Origin of the sequence: Sulfitobacter sp. BSw21498, from assembly GCF_006064855.1 — a bacterium.
GTDB lineage: Bacteria > Pseudomonadota > Alphaproteobacteria > Rhodobacterales > Rhodobacteraceae > Sulfitobacter.
In genome coordinates this window covers 1118739-1135586 of sequence record NZ_CP040753.1, presented here as the reverse complement: position 1 = coordinate 1135586, position 16848 = coordinate 1118739, and the positions used below count along the sequence as shown (strand labels likewise).

Below are 16848 nucleotides of genomic sequence, written 5' to 3'. Positions count from 1 at the left end.
CTCAACCTCCCTGCATGGGGGCGAGCACTTCGATGCTGTCGCCTGAATTAAGGGGATGCGTCGTGCGCAGCGTGGCTGGGACAAAGCTGCCGTTCACGGCTGTGGCGACCTTGGCCCCGCCAAATCCTTCGGCCTCAAGCAAGGCGGCAAGAGTGGTCGCGTCACTGTCGAGCGGGGCACCGTTAAGCTGTAGTTTCATGGAACATCTCCGGTGTTTTGGCGTCAAGGATCAGGTCGGCCACCGTCGTTGCCAGCGCGGGGGCCAGCAGAAAACCGTGGCGATAAAGGCCATTGGCGCGGATCAGATTGCCCTGCCGTTCGATGCGCGGCAGGTTGTCGGGAAAGGCGGGGCGGCTGTCGACGCCGATCTCGAGGATCTCGGCCTCGCCAAAAGCGGGCGACAGCGCGTAGGCCGCGCTCAGTAGTTCCAGCACAGACCGGACGCTGGCGTGACAGCCTGCGCGGCCTTCGACCATCGTGGCCCCCAGCATGTAAACACCGTCTCCCCGCGGCACGAGGTAAATTGGCACACGCGGGTGCAGCACGCGAATAGGGCGGTTGATGGAGACGTCGGGGCAGGACAGCAGCGCCATCTCACCCTTCACCCCACGCAACGCGGGCATATCGGCGCGTGCATGGTAGCCTCGGCAGTCGATCACCAACCCGTCTTTCGCGCGCGCATCCGGGTCGGCTTCGCATTGTTCGAAGGTGGCCCCGTCGGCGACCAGTCCGCGCCACAGCTCTGCCAGCGCAGTGCGGGGGGACAGATGGGCTTCGTCCTCGAAAAACAGGCCCTTGGCAAAGCGATCGCCCAGATCGGGCTCAAGCGCTTCGATCTCTGTGGCGGTCAAAGTTTTATGGCTATCCGTGCGTCGCGCAAAGCGCGTCAGATCACTTGTGTCCCGCGCTGGAGAGACGACAAGCGAGCCGCAGCGCTGGAGGGACGTCGTATGCTGCGCCCACCAGTCCGCCGCTTGTTGACCGAGCCGCACCACGGGTTCTTCGGCGCTTTCACCTTCGCAATAGGGGGCGAGCATCCCACCCGCCCACCACGAACACCCCTGCGGGCCGGGCTGGCTGGCACGGTCGATCAGATGCACGCGGGCCCCGCGATCCAGCAAGACGCGCGCGATGCACAACCCTGCCACGCCTGCGCCGATGACGGTGATGCGGGTCATGGCCAGATCGCGTGAAAATGGTGCACGGGGCCGTGGCCGGTACCGATAGAAAGACGGTCGGCGGCGCGGATAGCCTCGTGGAGATAGCTATGGGCCGCCTGTACCGCGATGGCCAAGGGGGCGCCATGCGCGAGCTGTGCGGCGATGGCAGCGGCGTAGCTGCAACCCGTCCCATGGGTGTTGCGCGTGTCGATGCGCGGTGCAGACAGCCATGCAACACCTTGCGCGGTGACAAGCGCGTCGCTACAGATGTCGCCCGCGCCATGTCCGCCTTTCATCAGTACTGCTTTAGGCCCCATATCAAGCAGACATCGGGCCTGCGCTACCATCTGGTCGGCGGTGGTGGCTTCGGACTGGTCCAGCAGGCGGGCGGCTTCGGGCAGGTTGGGGGTCAGCAGATCGGCACCTGGCAGGATATCAGTAATCAGCGCTGCGACGGCTTGGTCCTGCAACAGCGCATCACCGGATTTGGCGATCATCACCGGATCAACCACGACGGCCCCTTTGAAACCGACTAGCGCCTGTGCCACCGCCTGAATGATCTGGGGCGAAAAAAGCATCCCCAGTTTGATCGACTGCACATCCAGATCCGACAGCACGGCGTCGATCTGGGCCGACACAATCTGGGCGGGGATTTCATGAACGGCGCTGACGGTACGGGTGTTTTGCGCGGTGACGGCGGTGATCACGCTGGCGGCATAAACACCATTGGCCGACATCGCCTTGATATCCGCCTGAATGCCGGCGCCGCCGCCGCTGTCCGAACCGGCGATGGTTAGGGAAATGGGGGTCTTCTTGGTCACGTCTTCGCCTCTCAGTGGCGGACAAACGGACGCAAGAATGAGCTTTGCGATATCGACACCAGGCCGCTGCACAAAGATACCCGTTCCCTACGCCGGTATTGCCCGGATCAGGTTCGACGGGTCGGTGCTTGCACCTCTCAGCCCCAAAGGGCACCCCGACGGATAGATGTTAATGCTGCTGCCCAAATGAGGGGCGAACAGCGTCGTTGCCTTAGGCGTAGCCAAGTTCACCGATCGGTGCAAGCTGCAAAATATTCGACCGATAGTGGCGTTTATTTGGGCAAAATCCGGCCTGTTTCGACAGCTCTCCTGACGCTTGTCAGTCGAAATAACACCTCGTAACCCAAAGCAACGTAACGTAACGAAGCCCATATTCGACGCCGTTAACCCTTTGGCATCAGCAAGCTAAGGCGGTTTGCCAAAAACCCATGCCTCGCTGCGGTATCAAGTTCTGTTCTGCGGTATTGGCATCGAAATATCTAACCCCTAGGCTGTTAAATAGATTGAGTCGGACAACCTCGGGAGGAGGGAGTTCGGCACTCGGGAGGACGCGTTCTTTGCCCGTTCAGCGGGTCATACCGAACGCGTTTCGTTGAGCATTGGGAGGTGCCGAGTGACATCTGCATATTCTGCGGCAGCCGTGATGCGGCAATCCCGAACAATCCAAAGATGAAAAACAGGGAGAGAAACCACATGAAAAATATGACACGTTTTGCCAAGGCCGCCGTCGGGTCTATCGCCGTATCCATGGCGCTTTCCGGTGCTGCTATGGCGCAAGACTATGAATGGCCGCGCCTGCTGGTGATCGCCACACCGGGCACGTCGACGGGCAGCTTTGCCTCGACCAACGGCTGGGGGCCCACGCTGCAAAAAGAAACCGGAACGACCGTTAGGATTGTACCCGAAGACAGCGAACCCATGCGCTACAAGCGTCTGACCGACCGCGAGGATGTCGCAATTGCCTCTGTCTCGGCGTCGGAAATGGCGTTGCAGGCGGAAGGGGTCGGCGGCTATGCCTCGGCCAAACCAATGCCGCAACGCATCATGTGGCACCATAACGATACGCCTTGGGGCTTTGTTGTGGCCGGGGATTCCGATCTGCAAACCCTTGAAGACATTGGCAAAGGCGGCGTGCGCGTCACATCCGGCGTGTTCTCGCCCGCGATTGTGGCCGCGATCACCAAAGCTTTGCCCGCGTTTATCGGCATGACGCCAGAAGAGGCGCAAGAAAAGATCGAGTTCGTTCCTGCCTCAAGCTACAGTGAAAACTGCCGCTCGGTCGTCGAAGGTAAATCTGACGTTGCCTATTGTTCGCCGATCTCCTCGGTCCTGTCCGAGATGGAAGGCGCGCCGGGCAGCATTCGCTGGCTGCCGATGGATCCTGCCAACAAAGAGGGCTGGGACGGCTATCTGAGCCACCGCCCCATGACCATCCCGTCGAAGATATCCATGGGCGTAAGCACCGCCAAAGGCGTTGATTCCATGACATCGAACTTTGTCTACGCCGTGCCGGTCACGGCAGACGAGGACTTCGTTTACAACATGGCGAAATGGATCGATGAATCCCACGACAACTACAAAGGATCGCATGCGTTGGCGACCCGTATGTCGATCGAGCATTTCCGCAACTTCCTGGATGCCAACCCGATCCCGGTGCATGAGGGCACGGTGAAATACCTGCGCGAAATCGGCCAGTGGACCGAAGAAGACGATACCTGGAACACCGCCGCCATCGAAAAGATGGACGCCTGGATCGCCGCGCGTAACGCCGGCATGAAAGAAGCGATGGAACAGGGCGTCGAGATGAATTTTGAGAACCAGGAATACCTCGACATTCTGGCCAAGCACACCGACGGCCTCGAGCCTTTCCGCTCGCGTCTGTAACGCCACCGGACCGACAAAAGGACGGAGTGGTACCGCTGCTCCGTCCTCTTAAAGATATCGCATAAGCGGCTTTAATTGCAGGATTTTCCATGTCAGCGACTCATCAACAACCAGCGGCTGAAGCGGCTGTCGATCCCGCGTCAGAGACGACGCGCCTAGGGGGATTGTTTTCATTCACCAGCATTGCTTTTGTGGTGCTGTGTACCTTTGGCCTCGGGTTGGGGCTGGCCTATGTGTTTGGCGTGCCCATTGGCGGGCGGCGCCTGATCGAGGGGCAGTATTACTGGGTCTTTATCGGCACTTTCCTTGCCGCGGCCTATATTGCGCTGCCGGCAAAGCAATCGCACACAAGCGTGCCGATCTATGACATCGTGGCGGCCGCCGTGGGCTTTGGCATCTGCATGTGGTTCTCCATGTACGCATGGGAGATCGTTCAGGCGGGCTGGACAAACTTTTACGCCGGTGTGGTGTTGTGGCTGCTGATGCTCGAGATCGCGCGGCGGTCGGGAGGCGTGCCGTTCTTGTTGGTGGTCCTTATCCTTGGGCTTTACCCATTGGTCGCTGATTATTTCCCGGGGCTCCTTATGGGCATCCCCTATACGTTCGAACGCATGATCGAAGCGCATGTCTTTCGCACCGAAGGCCTGATGGGCATCACGACCAAGATCGTGGCCGAGATCGTGCTGGGCTTTCTGGTCTTTGCGGGCGTGTTGATTGCCACGGGAGCGGGGCAGTTCTTTATTGATCTCGCCAATGCGGGCTTTGGCAAATACCGCGGTGGTCCTGCGAAAGTGTCTATCGTGGCCAGCGCCTTTTTCGGGTCGCTGTCGGGGTCGATTTTTTCCAACATCGCGGGCACCGGGTCGATCACTATTCCAACCATGAAAAAGGTCGGCTACCCGGCCCACTACGCCGGCGCGATCGAGGCCTGCGCCTCGACTGGCGGTGTGGTGATGCCGCCGGTGATGGGGGCGATTGCCTTTGTCATGGCGATCACCATCGGGGTGGATTACGCGACCGTGATGATTGCTGCGATCCTGCCGTCGGCGCTGTTCTATTTCGGTCTGATCCTGCAGGTTGACGCCTATGCCGCGCGCAAAGGGCTGGTGGGGATGAAACCCGAACACCTGCCTTCTGCCCGCGAGGTGATGAAGCGTGGCTGGCCGTTCCTGCTGGTCATGATCTTTCTGGTCTGGGGTCTGCTGTATATGCGGTGGGAATACTATGCCCCGTGGTACGCCAGTGCCCTAATGATCGCGCTAAGCTTCCTGCAGCGTGAAACCATGATGACACCGGCGCGTATTTTTGAAACCCTGCGCCAAGTCGGCACGCTGGTCACGCAAACGGCGGCGATCATTCTGCCGATTGCCTTTGTTGTCAGCGCGTTGACGATCACGGGCGTCACGGGGTCGATGACATCGGGTCTGGTCGCCTTAGGCGGGGATAACGTCTATCTTGTGATCGCGCTTGGGGTTTTGGCCTGCTTTATCATGGGGATGGCGGGGCTGGCGATTGTGGCCTACATCTTCCTTGCGGTCACGCTTGCGCCTGCGATCATCGAAATCGGCGGGCTGAACACCGTCGCGGTGCACTTCTTTATCGTCTACTACGCGATGCTGTCGGTGATCACGCCTCCCGTTGGCGCTGCGGCGTTTCTTGCGGCGACCATTGCGGGGGCCAAGCCGATGCTGACGTCCTTTACCGCGATGCGGCTTGGGGTGGTGATCTACTTTGTCCCGCTGTTCTTCCTGTTCCAGCCTGCGCTGGTGTTGCAGGGGGACCTGACGCCGCTGATCTATGTGCTGCCGTCGATCATCATTGGCATCACGCTGCTGTCCGGCGGGCTAGAAGGCTATCTGCTGGGCGTCGGCATGGTGCGGCCTTGGCTGCGCCTGCCGCTGGGGATCGCGGGGTTTGCGTTCAGCTTTCCCGGCCTGTTGACGACGCTGATTGGCGGCGTCGCGTCGGCCCTGATCGTCGCGGTGATCTGGCGTGAAAACCGCAACGGCGTGGTTGCAGTGCCTTGAAACAGGGCGCGCGGGGGGTGACCTCGCGCGCCGTCCCTTATGAGGTTTGGGTCGGGCGCAGCTGTGCCGTCCCAAAGGCGCTAAGCGCCAACATAACAGCCGCTGTTGCCAGACAAAGCGCCAGCCCGCCAATCTGGTAGGTGAACCCCGATAGCAGCGTGCCCGCCAAACGTCCGGCCGCATTGGCCATATAGTAGAACCCCACATCCATCGTGACCCGCTTGGCCTCTGTGAAGCTGAGGATCAGATAGGAGTGCAGGGCTGAATTCACCGCAAAGATCGCCCCGAACACCAGCAAGCCGCCAACAATCGTCAGCGTCAGCGCGGCGGAGGGTGCAGGCGTGATCCAGACCAGCGCTGCCAACAAGGCCGGCACGACCACAAGCGCGAGGTTCCAGTGACGGGCTTGGGTTAGTGTCTCAAGCTCGGTCCGGCGGTCGGCTCTCAAGATACGCGGGGCCCAGCCTTGCACGGCACCATATAAGATCGTCCACACCGCCATAAAGCTGCCGATCATAAAGAAGGCGTCGCGCTTGCTTTCGACGCTGCCGTCAGACAGCACCGCGTAGAAATAGATCGGGATGCCCACGACAAACCACACGTCGCGCGCCCCGAACAGAAACAGCCGCGCGGCGCTGAGCCAGTTGATATTGCGGTTCTTCGACAGCACTTCGGTGAACTTGGCGTCCTTGCGCCCCACGGGCAGGCCCGCGGGCATACCGATGATCACGCCGATCAGGATCACGAACAGGATCGCGGCCATCAACAACGCCGACGGGACAAACCCGAGCAAGGCCAGCATCCCCGCACCCAGCAGGAAGCCCGCGCCCTTGACCGCGTTCTTCGATCCGGTCAGCAGGGCGACCCAGCGAAACAACCCGCCCCCCGTTGTAGGGGCCAACAGCTTGACCGCGGATTTAGAGCTCATCTTGGCCAGATCCTTGGCCACGCCAGACAGCCCCTGCACCAGCATCACAAACACGACGGAGGCAGTCACGCTCCATGCCGGATCAAGCTGCGTCAGCGCCAGCAGGGCGATAACCTGCAACGACAGCCCCGCATAAAGTGTCGAGGTCAGTCCAAAGCGCGCCGCGATCCAGCCCGCCGACAGGTTGGTCACGACACCTGCGATCTCGTACAACACGAACAGATAGGCCAGCTGCACCGGAGAGAACCCCAGCGTGTGAAAATGCAGCAGCACCAGCATCCGCAGCGCCCCGTCGGTCAGCATGAACGCCCAATAGGCGGCTGTGACGGCAATATAAGCGGTAAATCCGGCAGGGCGTGTCACAGCTTGCCGCCCACCATCAGCGCCACATCCACCAGACGGTGCGCATAGCCCATTTCGTTGTCATACCACGCATAGACTTTGACCTGCGTGCCATTCACCACCATCGTAGACGGCGCATCAATAATCCCGCTGCGGGTGTCATTGGTGTAATCCGACGACACGAGCGGGCGTTCCTCATAGCCCAGAATGCCCTTTAGCGGCCCTTCGGCGGCGGTTTTGAACAGGGCGTTGACCTCTTCCACGGTGGTCTCACGCTCCAGCTCGAACACGCAGTCGGTGATCGACGCATTCAGCAGCGGCACCCGCACGGCGTGACCGTTCAGCTTGCCGGTCAATTCAGGGTAGATCAGCGTGATCGCCGTGGCTGATCCCGTGGTGGTGGGGATCAGGTTGGTCAGCGCTGATCGCGCCCGGCGCATGTCCTTGGCGGGGCGGTCCACGATGGTTTGTGTGTTGGTCACATCATGGATCGTGGTGATTGACCCATGCTTGATCCCGATGCCTTCCAGCAGCACTTTGACCACGGGCGCAAGGCAGTTGGTCGTGCAGCTGGCGGCGGTGACGATCGTGTGGGCTGCGGGGTCATAGGTATCGTCGTTCACGCCATAGACGATATTCGCCGTTGGGCCGTCTTTAACCGGCGCTGAGACGACGACCTTTTTCACACCCGCCTCGAAATAGGGGGCGAGCTTGGCCTCGGTCTTGAACGCGCCGGTGCAATCGATCACCACGTCCACGCCGTCCAGCGGCAGGTCCTTGATCGACTTGGTGCTGGTCACAGGAATACGCGTACCATCGATGGTGATCGCGCTGTCGTCCGCGCTGAATGCCGCAGGCCAGCGGCCGTGGACGGAATCGAACTCCAGCAGATGCGCGTGCATTTCCGGATCGCCGACGGTGTCGTTGATAAAGGCGATCTTGACGCCCTGTTCCAGCAAGGGCCGCAGCGCCAGTTTTCCGATGCGGCCAAGGCCGTTCAAAGCATAGGTGGTCATGGTGATTTTATCCTGTGGTCGCTTGGGTCGCCCCGATGGCATCAACCCGTTTTTGCAAGGCAGCGCGGTCCAGCGCATCGAAAGGCAGCGCGGTAAAGGCCGAAAGCCGGTTGTGCAGCGCGCCATATGTCTGTTGAAAAGCCAGTCGTCGTTCGGCCTCTGTCCCTTCGGCTTTGACCGGATCGGGCAAACCCCAATGGCCTGACACAGGCTGGCCGGGCCATGTGGGGCATTCCTCGTTCGCGGCGTGGTCACAGACGGTAAAGACAAAATCCATCTGCGGCGCGTCCGCCGTTTGGAACTCGGAGATATGTTTTGACCGCAGCGTGTCGACGTCATGCCCCTTGGTTTTCAGCATATCAAACGCAAGGGGGTTCAGTTCGGACCGGGGCAGGGTGCCGGCAGAATAGGCGGTGAACCGGTCGCCCGCCATGTCGCGCAGGATCGTTTCGGCAAAGATGGAGCGGGCGGAATTGCCGGTACATACGAAAAGCACGTTGAATTTTGGCTGGGTCATCCTCTGCGCCTTGTTGATGAGGTCAGAGAACGGGGGCGGGCACAGATCGGCGCGCCCCCGACAGCAATCCACGAACAGACCCGAGACGACCTCGCCCGCGGCATCAAGGTTGATGGTATACAAAAGCCGCGTCCCGTCGCGCCGCTGCGTGATCAGACCGACCTGCGTCAGCGCCGACAGATACACCGACGCGGTGCTGGGTTTGAGCGTGAGTACTTGCCCGATCTCGCCCGCAGGCAAGGCATCGGGATAGCGCCGCATCAGAAGGCGGAATACAGCCAAACGCTGCGGATGGCTCAGGGTAGCGAGTCGATCTGTCAGTAATGATTCCATAATTCATGAATATGTAAAATACAAAGCATCCGTCAATACCTGTTTGCTGTCCAACATCAGATTCTCGCCGTGCGGCTTTGTCCGAGGTGACGTGGCGTTTGTGGGGCGGGGTGTCTTGCGCGGCTGGTATATTGCGGTCATCGCTTGGCAAGCGGCGCGCCGACGCGTTGCGACAGACTGATAAAGGACCCGACATGACAGATGTGACCCTGGCCGAGATACTCGCCACAGCAGAGCAAGACGGCGCCGCACCGCGCTATCAGGTGCCAGAGAACTGGGCCCAAGGGCGCACAGCCTTTGGCGGGTTTACCGGTGCGTTGCTGGCCAATGCTGCCCGTCGGGACCGTCCTGAATTGCCCGCGCTGCGGTCTGCCCTGATCAACTTTACCGCGCCCGTGTCACAGGCCCCCACGATCCACTCAGAGGTGCTGCGCGAAGGGCGTAACATCACCACCATCGCCACCCGCGCCGAGATCGACGGCAAGGTCGCCGCGACGGGCACGTTTTCTTTCGGGCATGCGCAGGAAAGCCAGTTGAACGTGGGCCATACCGCCCCCGCAGCCCCCCAAGGGCCAGACGACACACCATCCTATTTCCCGCCTGCGCTAAAGCGCCCGCCGGTGCGGTTCTTTGTCAATTTCGAGGTTAAACTGATCGAGGGCAGCCTGCCGTTTTCAGGGTCCGATCGCGGTTATGTCCGGATCTGGGCACGGCACCGCGATCCGGCGATGTGGGGCACGCTCGAGGGGCTGATCGCCATCGGCGACGTGCTGCCGCCCGCTGCCTTCCCGATGATGACACGGCCGGGGCCGAATTCGTCGATGAACTGGATCATCAATCTGTTGTCCGATCACGCCAACACGCGCGACGGCTGGTACATGATGGAGACGCAATTGACGGCGGGCAACGGCGGTTACAGCTCTCAGGTGATGCGCGTCTGGAATACGGATGGCGATATGGTCGCGGATGGCATGCAGTCGGTGATTATCTTCGCCTAAGCGCGAGCCGAGGCGCGACATGACAAAGCCCGACCTGAATATCAGGCCGGGCTTTTTTATCGTAGGGCTCGGATTTATTGTGCAGCCACTTCCACCGATCTGAATGCGGGTTTCGCAGCGGCCACATGCATGCCGAGGCGCCGAAGCAGATCGTTATCCTTCCACGTGGCCGGATTTTCAGTTGTCAGCAGCTGGTTGCCGACAAAAATCGAATTCGCCCCCGCCAGAAAGCACAGCGATTGCAGCTCGTCGCTCATCCCGGTGCGGCCGGCGGACAGACGCACCACAGATGCAGGCATAAGAATGCGCGCCAAAGCCACCAGCCGGACCAGCGCAAAGGGATCGACCTTTTCGGATTTATCCTGCACCGGCACGCCTTTGACCGCGTTCCACAGGTTTACCGGCACACTGTCTGGGTGGCTGGGCAGTGTCGCGAGGGTGACGAGCATGCTGATCCGGTCCGCCTCTGCCTCGCCCATGCCAAGAATACCACCACAGCAGACCTTGATCCCGCCTTTGCGCACATGTTCGACGGTTTCAAGCCGGTCTTCCATCGTGCGAGTCGAGGCGATCTCGGCGTAGTACTCGGGCGAGGTGTCGATGTTGTGGTTGTAGAAATCCAGCCCCGCATCCTTGAGCTTGATCACCTGATCGGGGGACAGCATCCCCAACGTCATGCAGGTCTCCAGCCCCAGATCAGCCACGCCGCGCACCATATCGGTCAGCTTGTCCATGTCGCGGTCCTTGGGGCTGCGCCATGCAGCCCCCATGCAGAACCGCTGTGCGCCAGCGTCTTTTGCGCGTTTGGCGGCTGCGATGACCTCCTGTGCGCCCATCAACTTTGTCGCTTTGACGCCGGTGTCATACTGCGCCGACTGCGAGCAATAGCCGCAATCCTCGGGGCAGCCGCCGGTCTTGATGCTGAGCAGGCTGGCGGTTTCGATCGCGGTGGGGTCAAAATGTGCACGGTGCAAGGTTTGCGCACGGTGCATGAGCTCGGGGAAGGGCAGCGCGTGGATCGATGCCGCTTCGGTCACGGTCCAGTCTGTGCGGATCATTGATCGCGCCCTTTCAGACGGGACAGTCCCGACATCAGTGTCGCTGCCAGCAGGACCTTGATCAGGTCACCCAACAAAAAGGGTGTTAGACCTGCGGTCAGCAGCTTGGGGGCAGGCACGAACAGCGACAGCCACGCCAGACCACCCGCATAGACAACTGCAAGACCCGCCAGCATCGCCAGCACGCGCCCGATCCAGCCGCGCCCCATCGCCATCCAGCCGGTTAGGCCTGCCGCCACGAGATAGCCCAGCAGGTACCCGCCCGTCGGCCCGACCATATAGCTTAGGCCGATGCCCCGTTCGGGGGTGCCGGAAAATACGGGCAGCCCCGCCGCGCCAGCCCCGAGGTAGGCCGCCATAGCAGCCAGCCCCAGACGTGGGCCCAGGGTGAGGGCGACAAGGAATACGGACAGGGTGTGCAACGTCATGGGTACAGGCCAGAACGGGATCTGAACCTTGGCCCCCAACGTGATGAGCGCAGCCCCTGCAAGTGCAAGGCCAAGCCCCTGCGCGCGGGACGGGTTACGGGGTAGGGATGTGATCGCAAGTGCCATCTGGTTTCCTCCGACGATAGCTTTTTACATTTCAATCCCAGTAGGAAGAATGCAGCGTCGCGAGGCAATTCAGATTATAGATAATTATCTAAAAAATTCAGAACTGTCTGTTCCAGCTTGATTTTTTAGAGTGCGGGAACGCTTGCCGATCCAACCGACGTGCCGAGAAAGCGTAGAGCAGGCCAGATCGACCTGACCTTTGCGCAGGGCTTCTAGAATTTTTCGGTGGTCGTGATCGGTGCGGGCTTCCCAGTTTGTGCGCCATGCACGTAAGATGAACCGTGCGCTTGCTGCTTGCAGATCGTCGATCGACCGCATCAGGCGCGGCATTTGACAAGGTTCAAGAATTGTTCTGTGAAAACAGCGATTTGCCGCCTCCCATTCATGTACATCCTGGGCTGTGTCGCCCTGTAAGTTGGCCTTGTGGGCCTTCGCGAAGATATCTGGCGTCAGATTGGGGGCGGCGTGCCGCAGCGCAAGCGCTTCGAGGCTGGCGCGCATCTCGGCGACCTCGCGCAGTTCTGCCATATCGAAAAAAGTGACGCGAAATCCGCGTCTTGGAAGGCTTTCTGCAAGTGTTTGGGTCTCTAGCAGACGAAAGGCTTCACGTACGGGAACGTGGCTTGCGCCGAACTCCTGCGCGATGTGGTCTTGGCGCAGCCGCGCTCCTGGGGGCAGCTGACCCGAGACGATACGGTCCGCCAGAATACGTGCGATCCGGGCGGAGTGTGTTTCTGGTTTGGGCTGGTTCATAAATTATAGATAGTTTTGACCGCCCTGCTTGTCGAGCAGTTAAAATCAGATTGCCCGAAGCAGTAGCCCGCCCGCCAGCAACGCCACGCACAGCCCCGCTGCAAGTTCAATCACAGCCGCAATCTGGGCCGCCCGCGGGGTGCTTGCCCACCCTGCCAACACGCCACCGCGCAGTGCGCCGGCCCCTAGGCCCACGGCGATGGTGATGGTCGCTGTGCCGAATGCCATCGCGAATGCGCCCGCGATGCCGACACCTGCAATCCCCATCTGAAGCGTGATAATCAGCACAAACAACGCGCCGGTGCAGGGGCGGATCGCGATAGAGGCGATCAGCACAAGCGTTTCGCGCAGCGTGGTCGCATTTTGCACCTGTTCTGCCGTGGGCCCATGCGCGTGGCCGCAGGTGGCGCAGATGCCATCTTGATCATGAGAGTGGTCATGGTCACCCTGCGACGCGAGCATTGTCGCGCGGAAATGGCGCAGCCCACGCCAGAACAGCCACAGCCCAACACAGGCAATCGCGCCATAGCTGACGGGCGCCATAATCGCCTCTGTCACCGAAATCATACGTTCGCGCCCTAATTGCAGCAGGCTGACGCCGGTATAGACCAGCGCCACCGCCGTAACGGCCTGACCCAGCGACGACAGCAGCGTAATCACCGACAGGCGGCGCATCGGGACGGCTTTGGCCGCGCCATAACCGCCGATGAGGACTTTGCCGTGACCAGGGCCAGCTGCATGCACGACGCCATAGGCAAAACAAGCCGATAGCAGCGCGGTCACTGCCTCTGGCTGGCCTGCGCGCACGGCCCGCAGCGATAGCGCGATGCTGTTTTGAAACTCCCGTTGATGGGTCGCGGCCCACTGCGCCAGCTGGTCGAACCCGCCAGTCCACCACAGCGCGGCGAGGCCGATCACCACGGCGGACGCGATAACCGTCAGGGCGCGGCGCATGAGACGTTCACCGTGGGGGCCATCTGCGCGCCAATATCCGGTAGGCCTGCGTCCGCCGGATCGCTTTGGGCGTCAAGCTGGGCAAGCTGCTGTTGAAGCGCCTCCATTGTGGCGCTGACGTTCGGCATTTCGACACGGGCGCGGCAGCTCGGGGCCTGCGCGATGTCTATTTTAGTCGTGATGTCGTAGGCGGTGTAGTAGGTCGCATCATAGGGTTTGATCGTGATCGCTGTGCCGGCTGAAACAGGCGTCTCAAGCGCACGCAGATGCGAGGTGGTGATCTGTCCGGCGTCGAATTGCGTCGCAATCTCGGTTGGACCGGAAAGCGGAATGTTTACCGCCTCGGTGCTGACCACCAGATCGCCGTTGAACCCGTCAACCCACTGCATGTCAAAGCCGTTCAGCGCGGCAAGTTCCGCCTTGGTCAGGACGCCGTCACCGTCAGCATCAAGGCCCATATCCTCGGTTACCAACAGGGAATAAAGCGCGTCATATTGCCATGTCACGCGCACATGGGTCAGCTGTCCTTGGTCATCGGCGACAAGGGCAAGCTGCGTGTCAATAAAGACATGAGGGTGCGCCGTAAGGGGCGCGGCCCACAGGATGAGGAGAAAGGGTGCAAGCTGTCGGATCATAGGCGATTGATACAAGTCTTGAGCAGGGGGCGCAATTGCGCGGGGGTGGTATCGGCAAGCTTCCACTCGGGTGGGTTCGCGGCGCAGATCAGCCCCCCATGCGAGCGGTAAGATAGCGTTCAAGCTGCGCCATCGCGTCATAGATCAGCACCGCAAAGAGCCCCACGATCAGCCCGCCTTGCAGCACGTATGCGGTGTTATTGGTCAGCAGGCCAGCGATGATCACCTCGCCCAACGTGCGTGCGGCAACGGTTGACCCGATCGTCGCTGTGCCAAGGGCGATAACGACAGACAGTCGGATGCCGGTCAGGATCACGGGCAGGGCGAGCGGAAGCTCCACGCGCCACAGGCGTTGCCAGCGGTTCAGACCCATGCCGCGTGCGGCCTCCATCGTGGCGGGGGGCAGGGTTGATAGGGCGGTGATCGCGTTTTCAAAGATCGGCAGCAGCCCGTACAAAAATAGCGCCACCAGTGTCGGCCCCGCCCCGAAGCCCAAGGCAGGCACGGCCAGCGCCAGTACGGCGACGGGGGGGAAGGTCTGCCCGATGTTGGTGATCGTGCGCGACAGCGGCAGGAAAGACGCGCCGACGGGACGAGTGACAAAGATCGCCAACGTCACCGCCACCAGCGTCGCCGCGACGGAAGCAAGGGCCACCAGCCCCAAATGGCTGAGAGATAGTGACAGCAGAGAGCTGCGCGCATAGATCACCGGGCCGCCCGCAGGGGCCAGCGGCGCAAAGAGCGGCGCGAACCAGTCGGGACGCAGGACCAGTGCGAGCAGCAGACCCAGCAACCCAAGACGCAGCAGATTGCCCGCTGTCATGCGTGTACCTCGGCCCGCGCGCGGATGGCGTCCAGCGTCACGCGGCCGATCACCTTGCCATTGTCGCTGATCGGCACCGCGCTGCGTCCGGTCCACAGACAGGCCGACAGTGCGTCGCGCAGATTGGCATCGGGGGGCAGGGGCGTGCCGCTGGCGGGGCCGTCCTCTATCACATCCGCCAGAGGGGTGAGGGAAAGCAGCCGCAGGGGGCGTTCCACATCACCGACCATATCGGCGACGAAATCGGTCGCAGGATGGGTGATAATATCCGCAGGGGTTGCGTATTGCACCAGCTTGCCGCCATCCATCACGGCCACGCGGTCGCCCAGGCGAATGGCTTCCTCCATATCATGGGTCACGAGGATGATCGTCGACCCGAGCGCTTGCTGGATGCGGCGCAGGTCCTCTTGCGCACGGGTGCGGATGATCGGGTCAAGCGCGCCGAAAGGTTCGTCCATCAGGATCAGGTCGGGCCGCGAGGCCAGCGCGCGTGCGACGCCAACGCGTTGCTGCTGCCCGCCAGACAGCTCTGATGGATACCGGTTGCGGAAATCCTGTGGGGCCATGGAAAAGAGATCAAGCAGTTCATCCACGCGGGCGTCGATCTTGTCGCGGGTCCAGCCTAGCAGTTGCGGCACTGCGCCGATGTTGCGCGCGACCGTGTGATGCGGGAACAGCCCGTGCCCTTGAATGGCATAGCCGATGCGCCGCCGCAGGATATGCGGTTTGACGTCCAGCGTTGATTGCCCGTTGATCCGCACCTCGCCCGAGGTGGGTTCTTCCAGCCGGTTGATCAGCCGCAGCAGCGTCGTTTTGCCCGAGCCAGAGGTGCCGACGATGACCGTGATCGTGCCGGTATCAATCGTCATCGACACGCCATCGACGGCGCGGGCGCTGTCGTAGATTTTGGTGATATTGTCGATCTCTATCATGGGGTCTCCTTGGGGAGGCGTCGGGTCAGGTCGACCAGAATATCCATTACAATGGCCGCCGTCAGGGCCAGCGCGACTGTGGGCAGCGCGCCGAGCAGGATCAGGTCAGTGGCGGTCTGGTTCAGCCCCTGGAACACGAAAGTCCCAAAGCCGCCGCCGCCGATCAGCCCCGCAATCACCGCTAGCCCGATGTTTTGCACCAGCACGATGCGCAGACCAGTCAGGATCACGGGCAGGCCGATGGGCAGTTCAACGCGCCACAACCGCTGCCCCGCCGTCATCCCTATCCCGCGTGCGGCGTCCAGCGCCTGTGCGGGCGTTGCGGCCAGACCGGCCACGGTGTTGCCGACCACAGGCAGCAGCGAATAAAGGACCAGCGCCACGAAAGCAGGGGCAAATCCGATGCCTGCAATCCCAATGCTACGTGCACCGGGCACCGTGGCACCGACCCAACCGAGCAGCGGTATCATCAGCCCGAACATGGCGAGCGAGGGGATGGTTTGAAGAAAACTGAGCACCGGCAGTATTGCGCCGCGTAGGGCGGGCTTGCGGTGACCCAGCACGCCGAGGGGAAAGCCGATAATGCCAGCCATCCCAAGCGAGCCGAAGGCCAGCCAAAGGTGACGGGTTGCCTCGCTGGCGAAAGCGTCGCGGCGGGCAGAGAATTCCTGCATGACGGACAGCGGCGACAACACACCTGATCCCAGCACCGCTGCCAAGGCTGCCAATACGGCGGCCAACAATAGTGCGCGCTGGTAGGGCCCCGGTTTCAGCGCTGTGATCGCATCGGCCATGAGCAGGGCAAAGATTACCAGCAGACACCAGAACCCCGCCGCCGGAGAGACGCGAGCATAATCGCCAGCGCCATCCAGCAGCACAGGTGCGCCTTGAATGACAAGCCACAACAGACCGGCCAACCCGATCAGAGGCCCCACCATCCGAAGGCCAGCACGCCCCGCATTCACACCAAGTGCAAGCCCAAGCAAGACTGCCCCCAGACCAAGCGCTGTCTGTCCCGGCGACACCACCGACCAGATCGGAACCGCGTCGCCCGCGACAATGCGGTTCGCGGCCAATGTCATAAAGGGGGCCAGCAGTGCTGCGCCCCCCAGG

Annotated in this window: 17 protein-coding genes and 1 riboswitch; of the genes, 3 read left to right on the top strand and 14 right to left on the bottom strand. The window is 61.4% G+C overall.

What is annotated here, in order from left to right; genetic code table 11:
• Position 1: 1 nt before the first annotated feature.
• Genes thiS through thiD form a run of 3 tightly spaced genes read right to left on the bottom strand, consistent with a single transcriptional unit; the run spans position 2 to position 1981 of the window.
• Positions 2-199 carry a sulfur carrier protein ThiS gene (gene thiS, locus E5180_RS05505; protein WP_138923510.1) on the bottom strand — a complete coding sequence of 66 codons (198 nt, stop codon included), beginning with the start codon at positions 197-199 and terminating at the stop codon, positions 2-4.
• Complete coding sequence (locus E5180_RS05500; RefSeq protein WP_138923509.1) at positions 183-1178, bottom strand: FAD-dependent oxidoreductase; 996 nt, start codon at positions 1176-1178, stop codon at positions 183-185. The genes thiS and E5180_RS05500 overlap by 17 nt, the downstream gene beginning before the upstream one ends.
• Positions 1175-1981 carry a bifunctional hydroxymethylpyrimidine kinase/phosphomethylpyrimidine kinase gene (thiD, locus tag E5180_RS05495; protein WP_138923508.1) on the bottom strand — a complete coding sequence of 269 codons (807 nt, stop codon included), beginning with the start codon at positions 1979-1981 and terminating at the stop codon, positions 1175-1177. The genes E5180_RS05500 and thiD overlap by 4 nt, the downstream gene beginning before the upstream one ends.
• A 67-nt stretch (positions 1982-2048) precedes the next feature.
• Positions 2049-2149, bottom strand: a riboswitch (TPP riboswitch).
• Between the two features lie 525 nt (positions 2150-2674).
• On the opposite strand from thiD, the gene E5180_RS05490 reads away from it, so the two are divergent.
• Positions 2675-3865, top strand: coding sequence for a TAXI family TRAP transporter solute-binding subunit (locus E5180_RS05490; RefSeq protein ID WP_171048901.1), 1191 nt, complete (start codon positions 2675-2677; stop codon positions 3863-3865).
• A gap of 89 nt (positions 3866-3954) precedes the next feature.
• Entirely contained in the window at positions 3955-5892 is a 1938-nt protein-coding gene (locus tag E5180_RS05485) for a TRAP transporter permease (protein WP_138923506.1), read from the top strand.
• Positions 5893-5929: 37 nt separating this feature from the next.
• Here the strand turns inward: E5180_RS05485 and arsJ are convergent, their stop codons facing one another.
• Genes arsJ through E5180_RS05470 form a run of 3 tightly spaced genes read right to left on the bottom strand, consistent with a single transcriptional unit; the run spans position 5930 to position 9028 of the window.
• Entirely contained in the window at positions 5930-7183 is a 1254-nt protein-coding gene (gene arsJ, locus E5180_RS05480; protein ID WP_138923505.1) for an organoarsenical effux MFS transporter ArsJ, read from the bottom strand.
• A complete protein-coding gene (locus tag E5180_RS05475; protein ID WP_138923504.1) occupies positions 7180-8178 on the bottom strand; it encodes an ArsJ-associated glyceraldehyde-3-phosphate dehydrogenase in 999 nt (332 codons plus the stop codon). The genes arsJ and E5180_RS05475 overlap by 4 nt, the downstream gene beginning before the upstream one ends.
• Before the next feature lie 7 nt (positions 8179-8185).
• Entirely contained in the window at positions 8186-9028 is an 843-nt protein-coding gene (locus tag E5180_RS05470; protein WP_138923503.1) for an arsenate reductase/protein-tyrosine-phosphatase family protein, read from the bottom strand.
• A 194-nt stretch (positions 9029-9222) separates the two neighbouring features.
• Here E5180_RS05470 and E5180_RS05465 point away from each other — a divergent pair, with 194 nt between their 5' ends.
• On the top strand, positions 9223-10026 hold the full coding sequence (locus tag E5180_RS05465; RefSeq protein ID WP_138923502.1) for a thioesterase family protein: 804 nt from the start codon (positions 9223-9225) through the stop codon (positions 10024-10026).
• A gap of 74 nt (positions 10027-10100) precedes the next feature.
• Here the strand turns inward: E5180_RS05465 and bioB are convergent, their stop codons facing one another.
• The 8 genes from bioB to E5180_RS05425 form a co-directional block, all read right to left on the bottom strand.
• Positions 10101-11084 carry a biotin synthase BioB gene (gene bioB, locus E5180_RS05460; protein WP_138923501.1) on the bottom strand — a complete coding sequence of 328 codons (984 nt, stop codon included), beginning with the start codon at positions 11082-11084 and terminating at the stop codon, positions 10101-10103.
• Positions 11081-11638: a biotin transporter BioY gene (locus E5180_RS05455; protein ID WP_138923500.1), complete on the bottom strand. Its 558-nt coding sequence runs from the start codon at positions 11636-11638 to the stop codon at positions 11081-11083. Before E5180_RS05455 ends, bioB begins: the two co-directional genes overlap by 4 nt.
• A gap of 84 nt (positions 11639-11722) precedes the next feature.
• Positions 11723-12391, bottom strand: a complete 669-nt coding sequence (locus E5180_RS05450) for a GntR family transcriptional regulator (RefSeq protein WP_138923499.1) — start codon at positions 12389-12391, stop codon at positions 11723-11725.
• A 45-nt stretch (positions 12392-12436) separates the two neighbouring features.
• Positions 12437-13345 carry a nickel/cobalt transporter gene (locus E5180_RS05445; RefSeq protein ID WP_138923498.1) on the bottom strand — a complete coding sequence of 303 codons (909 nt, stop codon included), beginning with the start codon at positions 13343-13345 and terminating at the stop codon, positions 12437-12439.
• Positions 13330-13980, bottom strand: coding sequence for a DUF1007 family protein (locus E5180_RS05440; protein WP_138923497.1), 651 nt, complete (start codon positions 13978-13980; stop codon positions 13330-13332). The genes E5180_RS05445 and E5180_RS05440 overlap by 16 nt, the downstream gene beginning before the upstream one ends.
• 88 nt (positions 13981-14068) lie before the next feature.
• The gene (locus E5180_RS05435; RefSeq protein ID WP_138923496.1) at positions 14069-14803 is read right to left on the bottom strand and encodes an ABC transporter permease; all 735 of its coding nucleotides are present in this window, start codon (positions 14801-14803) and stop codon (positions 14069-14071) included.
• Positions 14800-15735, bottom strand: coding sequence for an ABC transporter ATP-binding protein (locus E5180_RS05430; protein ID WP_138923495.1), 936 nt, complete (start codon positions 15733-15735; stop codon positions 14800-14802). Before E5180_RS05430 ends, E5180_RS05435 begins: the two co-directional genes overlap by 4 nt.
• Positions 15732-16817 (bottom strand): ABC transporter permease, encoded by a 1086-nt coding sequence (locus E5180_RS05425; RefSeq protein WP_171048900.1) that lies wholly within the window; start codon positions 16815-16817, stop codon positions 15732-15734. The genes E5180_RS05430 and E5180_RS05425 overlap by 4 nt, the downstream gene beginning before the upstream one ends.
• Between the last annotated feature and the right edge of the window lie 31 nt (positions 16818-16848).

Excerpts from the sequence above, each read along its gene's own strand:
- thiS (WP_138923510.1), bottom strand. The coding sequence starts at position 199 with ATGAAACTACAGCTTAACGGTGCCCCGCTCGACAGTGACGCGACCACT.
- E5180_RS05500 (WP_138923509.1), bottom strand. The coding sequence starts at position 1,178 with ATGACCCGCATCACCGTCATCGGCGCAGGCGTGGCAGGGTTGTGCATC.
- E5180_RS05490 (WP_171048901.1), top strand. The coding sequence starts at position 2,675 with ATGAAAAATATGACACGTTTTGCCAAGGCCGCCGTCGGGTCTATCGCC.
- E5180_RS05485 (WP_138923506.1), top strand. The coding sequence starts at position 3,955 with ATGTCAGCGACTCATCAACAACCAGCGGCTGAAGCGGCTGTCGATCCC.
- E5180_RS05475 (WP_138923504.1), bottom strand. The coding sequence starts at position 8,178 with ATGACCACCTATGCTTTGAACGGCCTTGGCCGCATCGGAAAACTGGCG.
- E5180_RS05470 (WP_138923503.1), bottom strand. The coding sequence starts at position 9,028 with ATGGAATCATTACTGACAGATCGACTCGCTACCCTGAGCCATCCGCAG.
- E5180_RS05465 (WP_138923502.1), top strand. The coding sequence starts at position 9,223 with ATGACAGATGTGACCCTGGCCGAGATACTCGCCACAGCAGAGCAAGAC.
- bioB (WP_138923501.1), bottom strand. The coding sequence starts at position 11,084 with ATGATCCGCACAGACTGGACCGTGACCGAAGCGGCATCGATCCACGCG.
- E5180_RS05455 (WP_138923500.1), bottom strand. The coding sequence starts at position 11,638 with ATGGCACTTGCGATCACATCCCTACCCCGTAACCCGTCCCGCGCGCAG.
- E5180_RS05450 (WP_138923499.1), bottom strand. The coding sequence starts at position 12,391 with ATGAACCAGCCCAAACCAGAAACACACTCCGCCCGGATCGCACGTATT.
- E5180_RS05445 (WP_138923498.1), bottom strand. The coding sequence starts at position 13,345 with ATGCGCCGCGCCCTGACGGTTATCGCGTCCGCCGTGGTGATCGGCCTC.
- E5180_RS05440 (WP_138923497.1), bottom strand. The coding sequence starts at position 13,980 with ATGATCCGACAGCTTGCACCCTTTCTCCTCATCCTGTGGGCCGCGCCC.
- E5180_RS05435 (WP_138923496.1), bottom strand. The coding sequence starts at position 14,803 with ATGACAGCGGGCAATCTGCTGCGTCTTGGGTTGCTGGGTCTGCTGCTC.
- E5180_RS05430 (WP_138923495.1), bottom strand. The coding sequence starts at position 15,735 with ATGATAGAGATCGACAATATCACCAAAATCTACGACAGCGCCCGCGCC.
- E5180_RS05425 (WP_171048900.1), bottom strand. The coding sequence starts at position 16,817 with ATGACATTGGCCGCGAACCGCATTGTCGCGGGCGACGCGGTTCCGATC.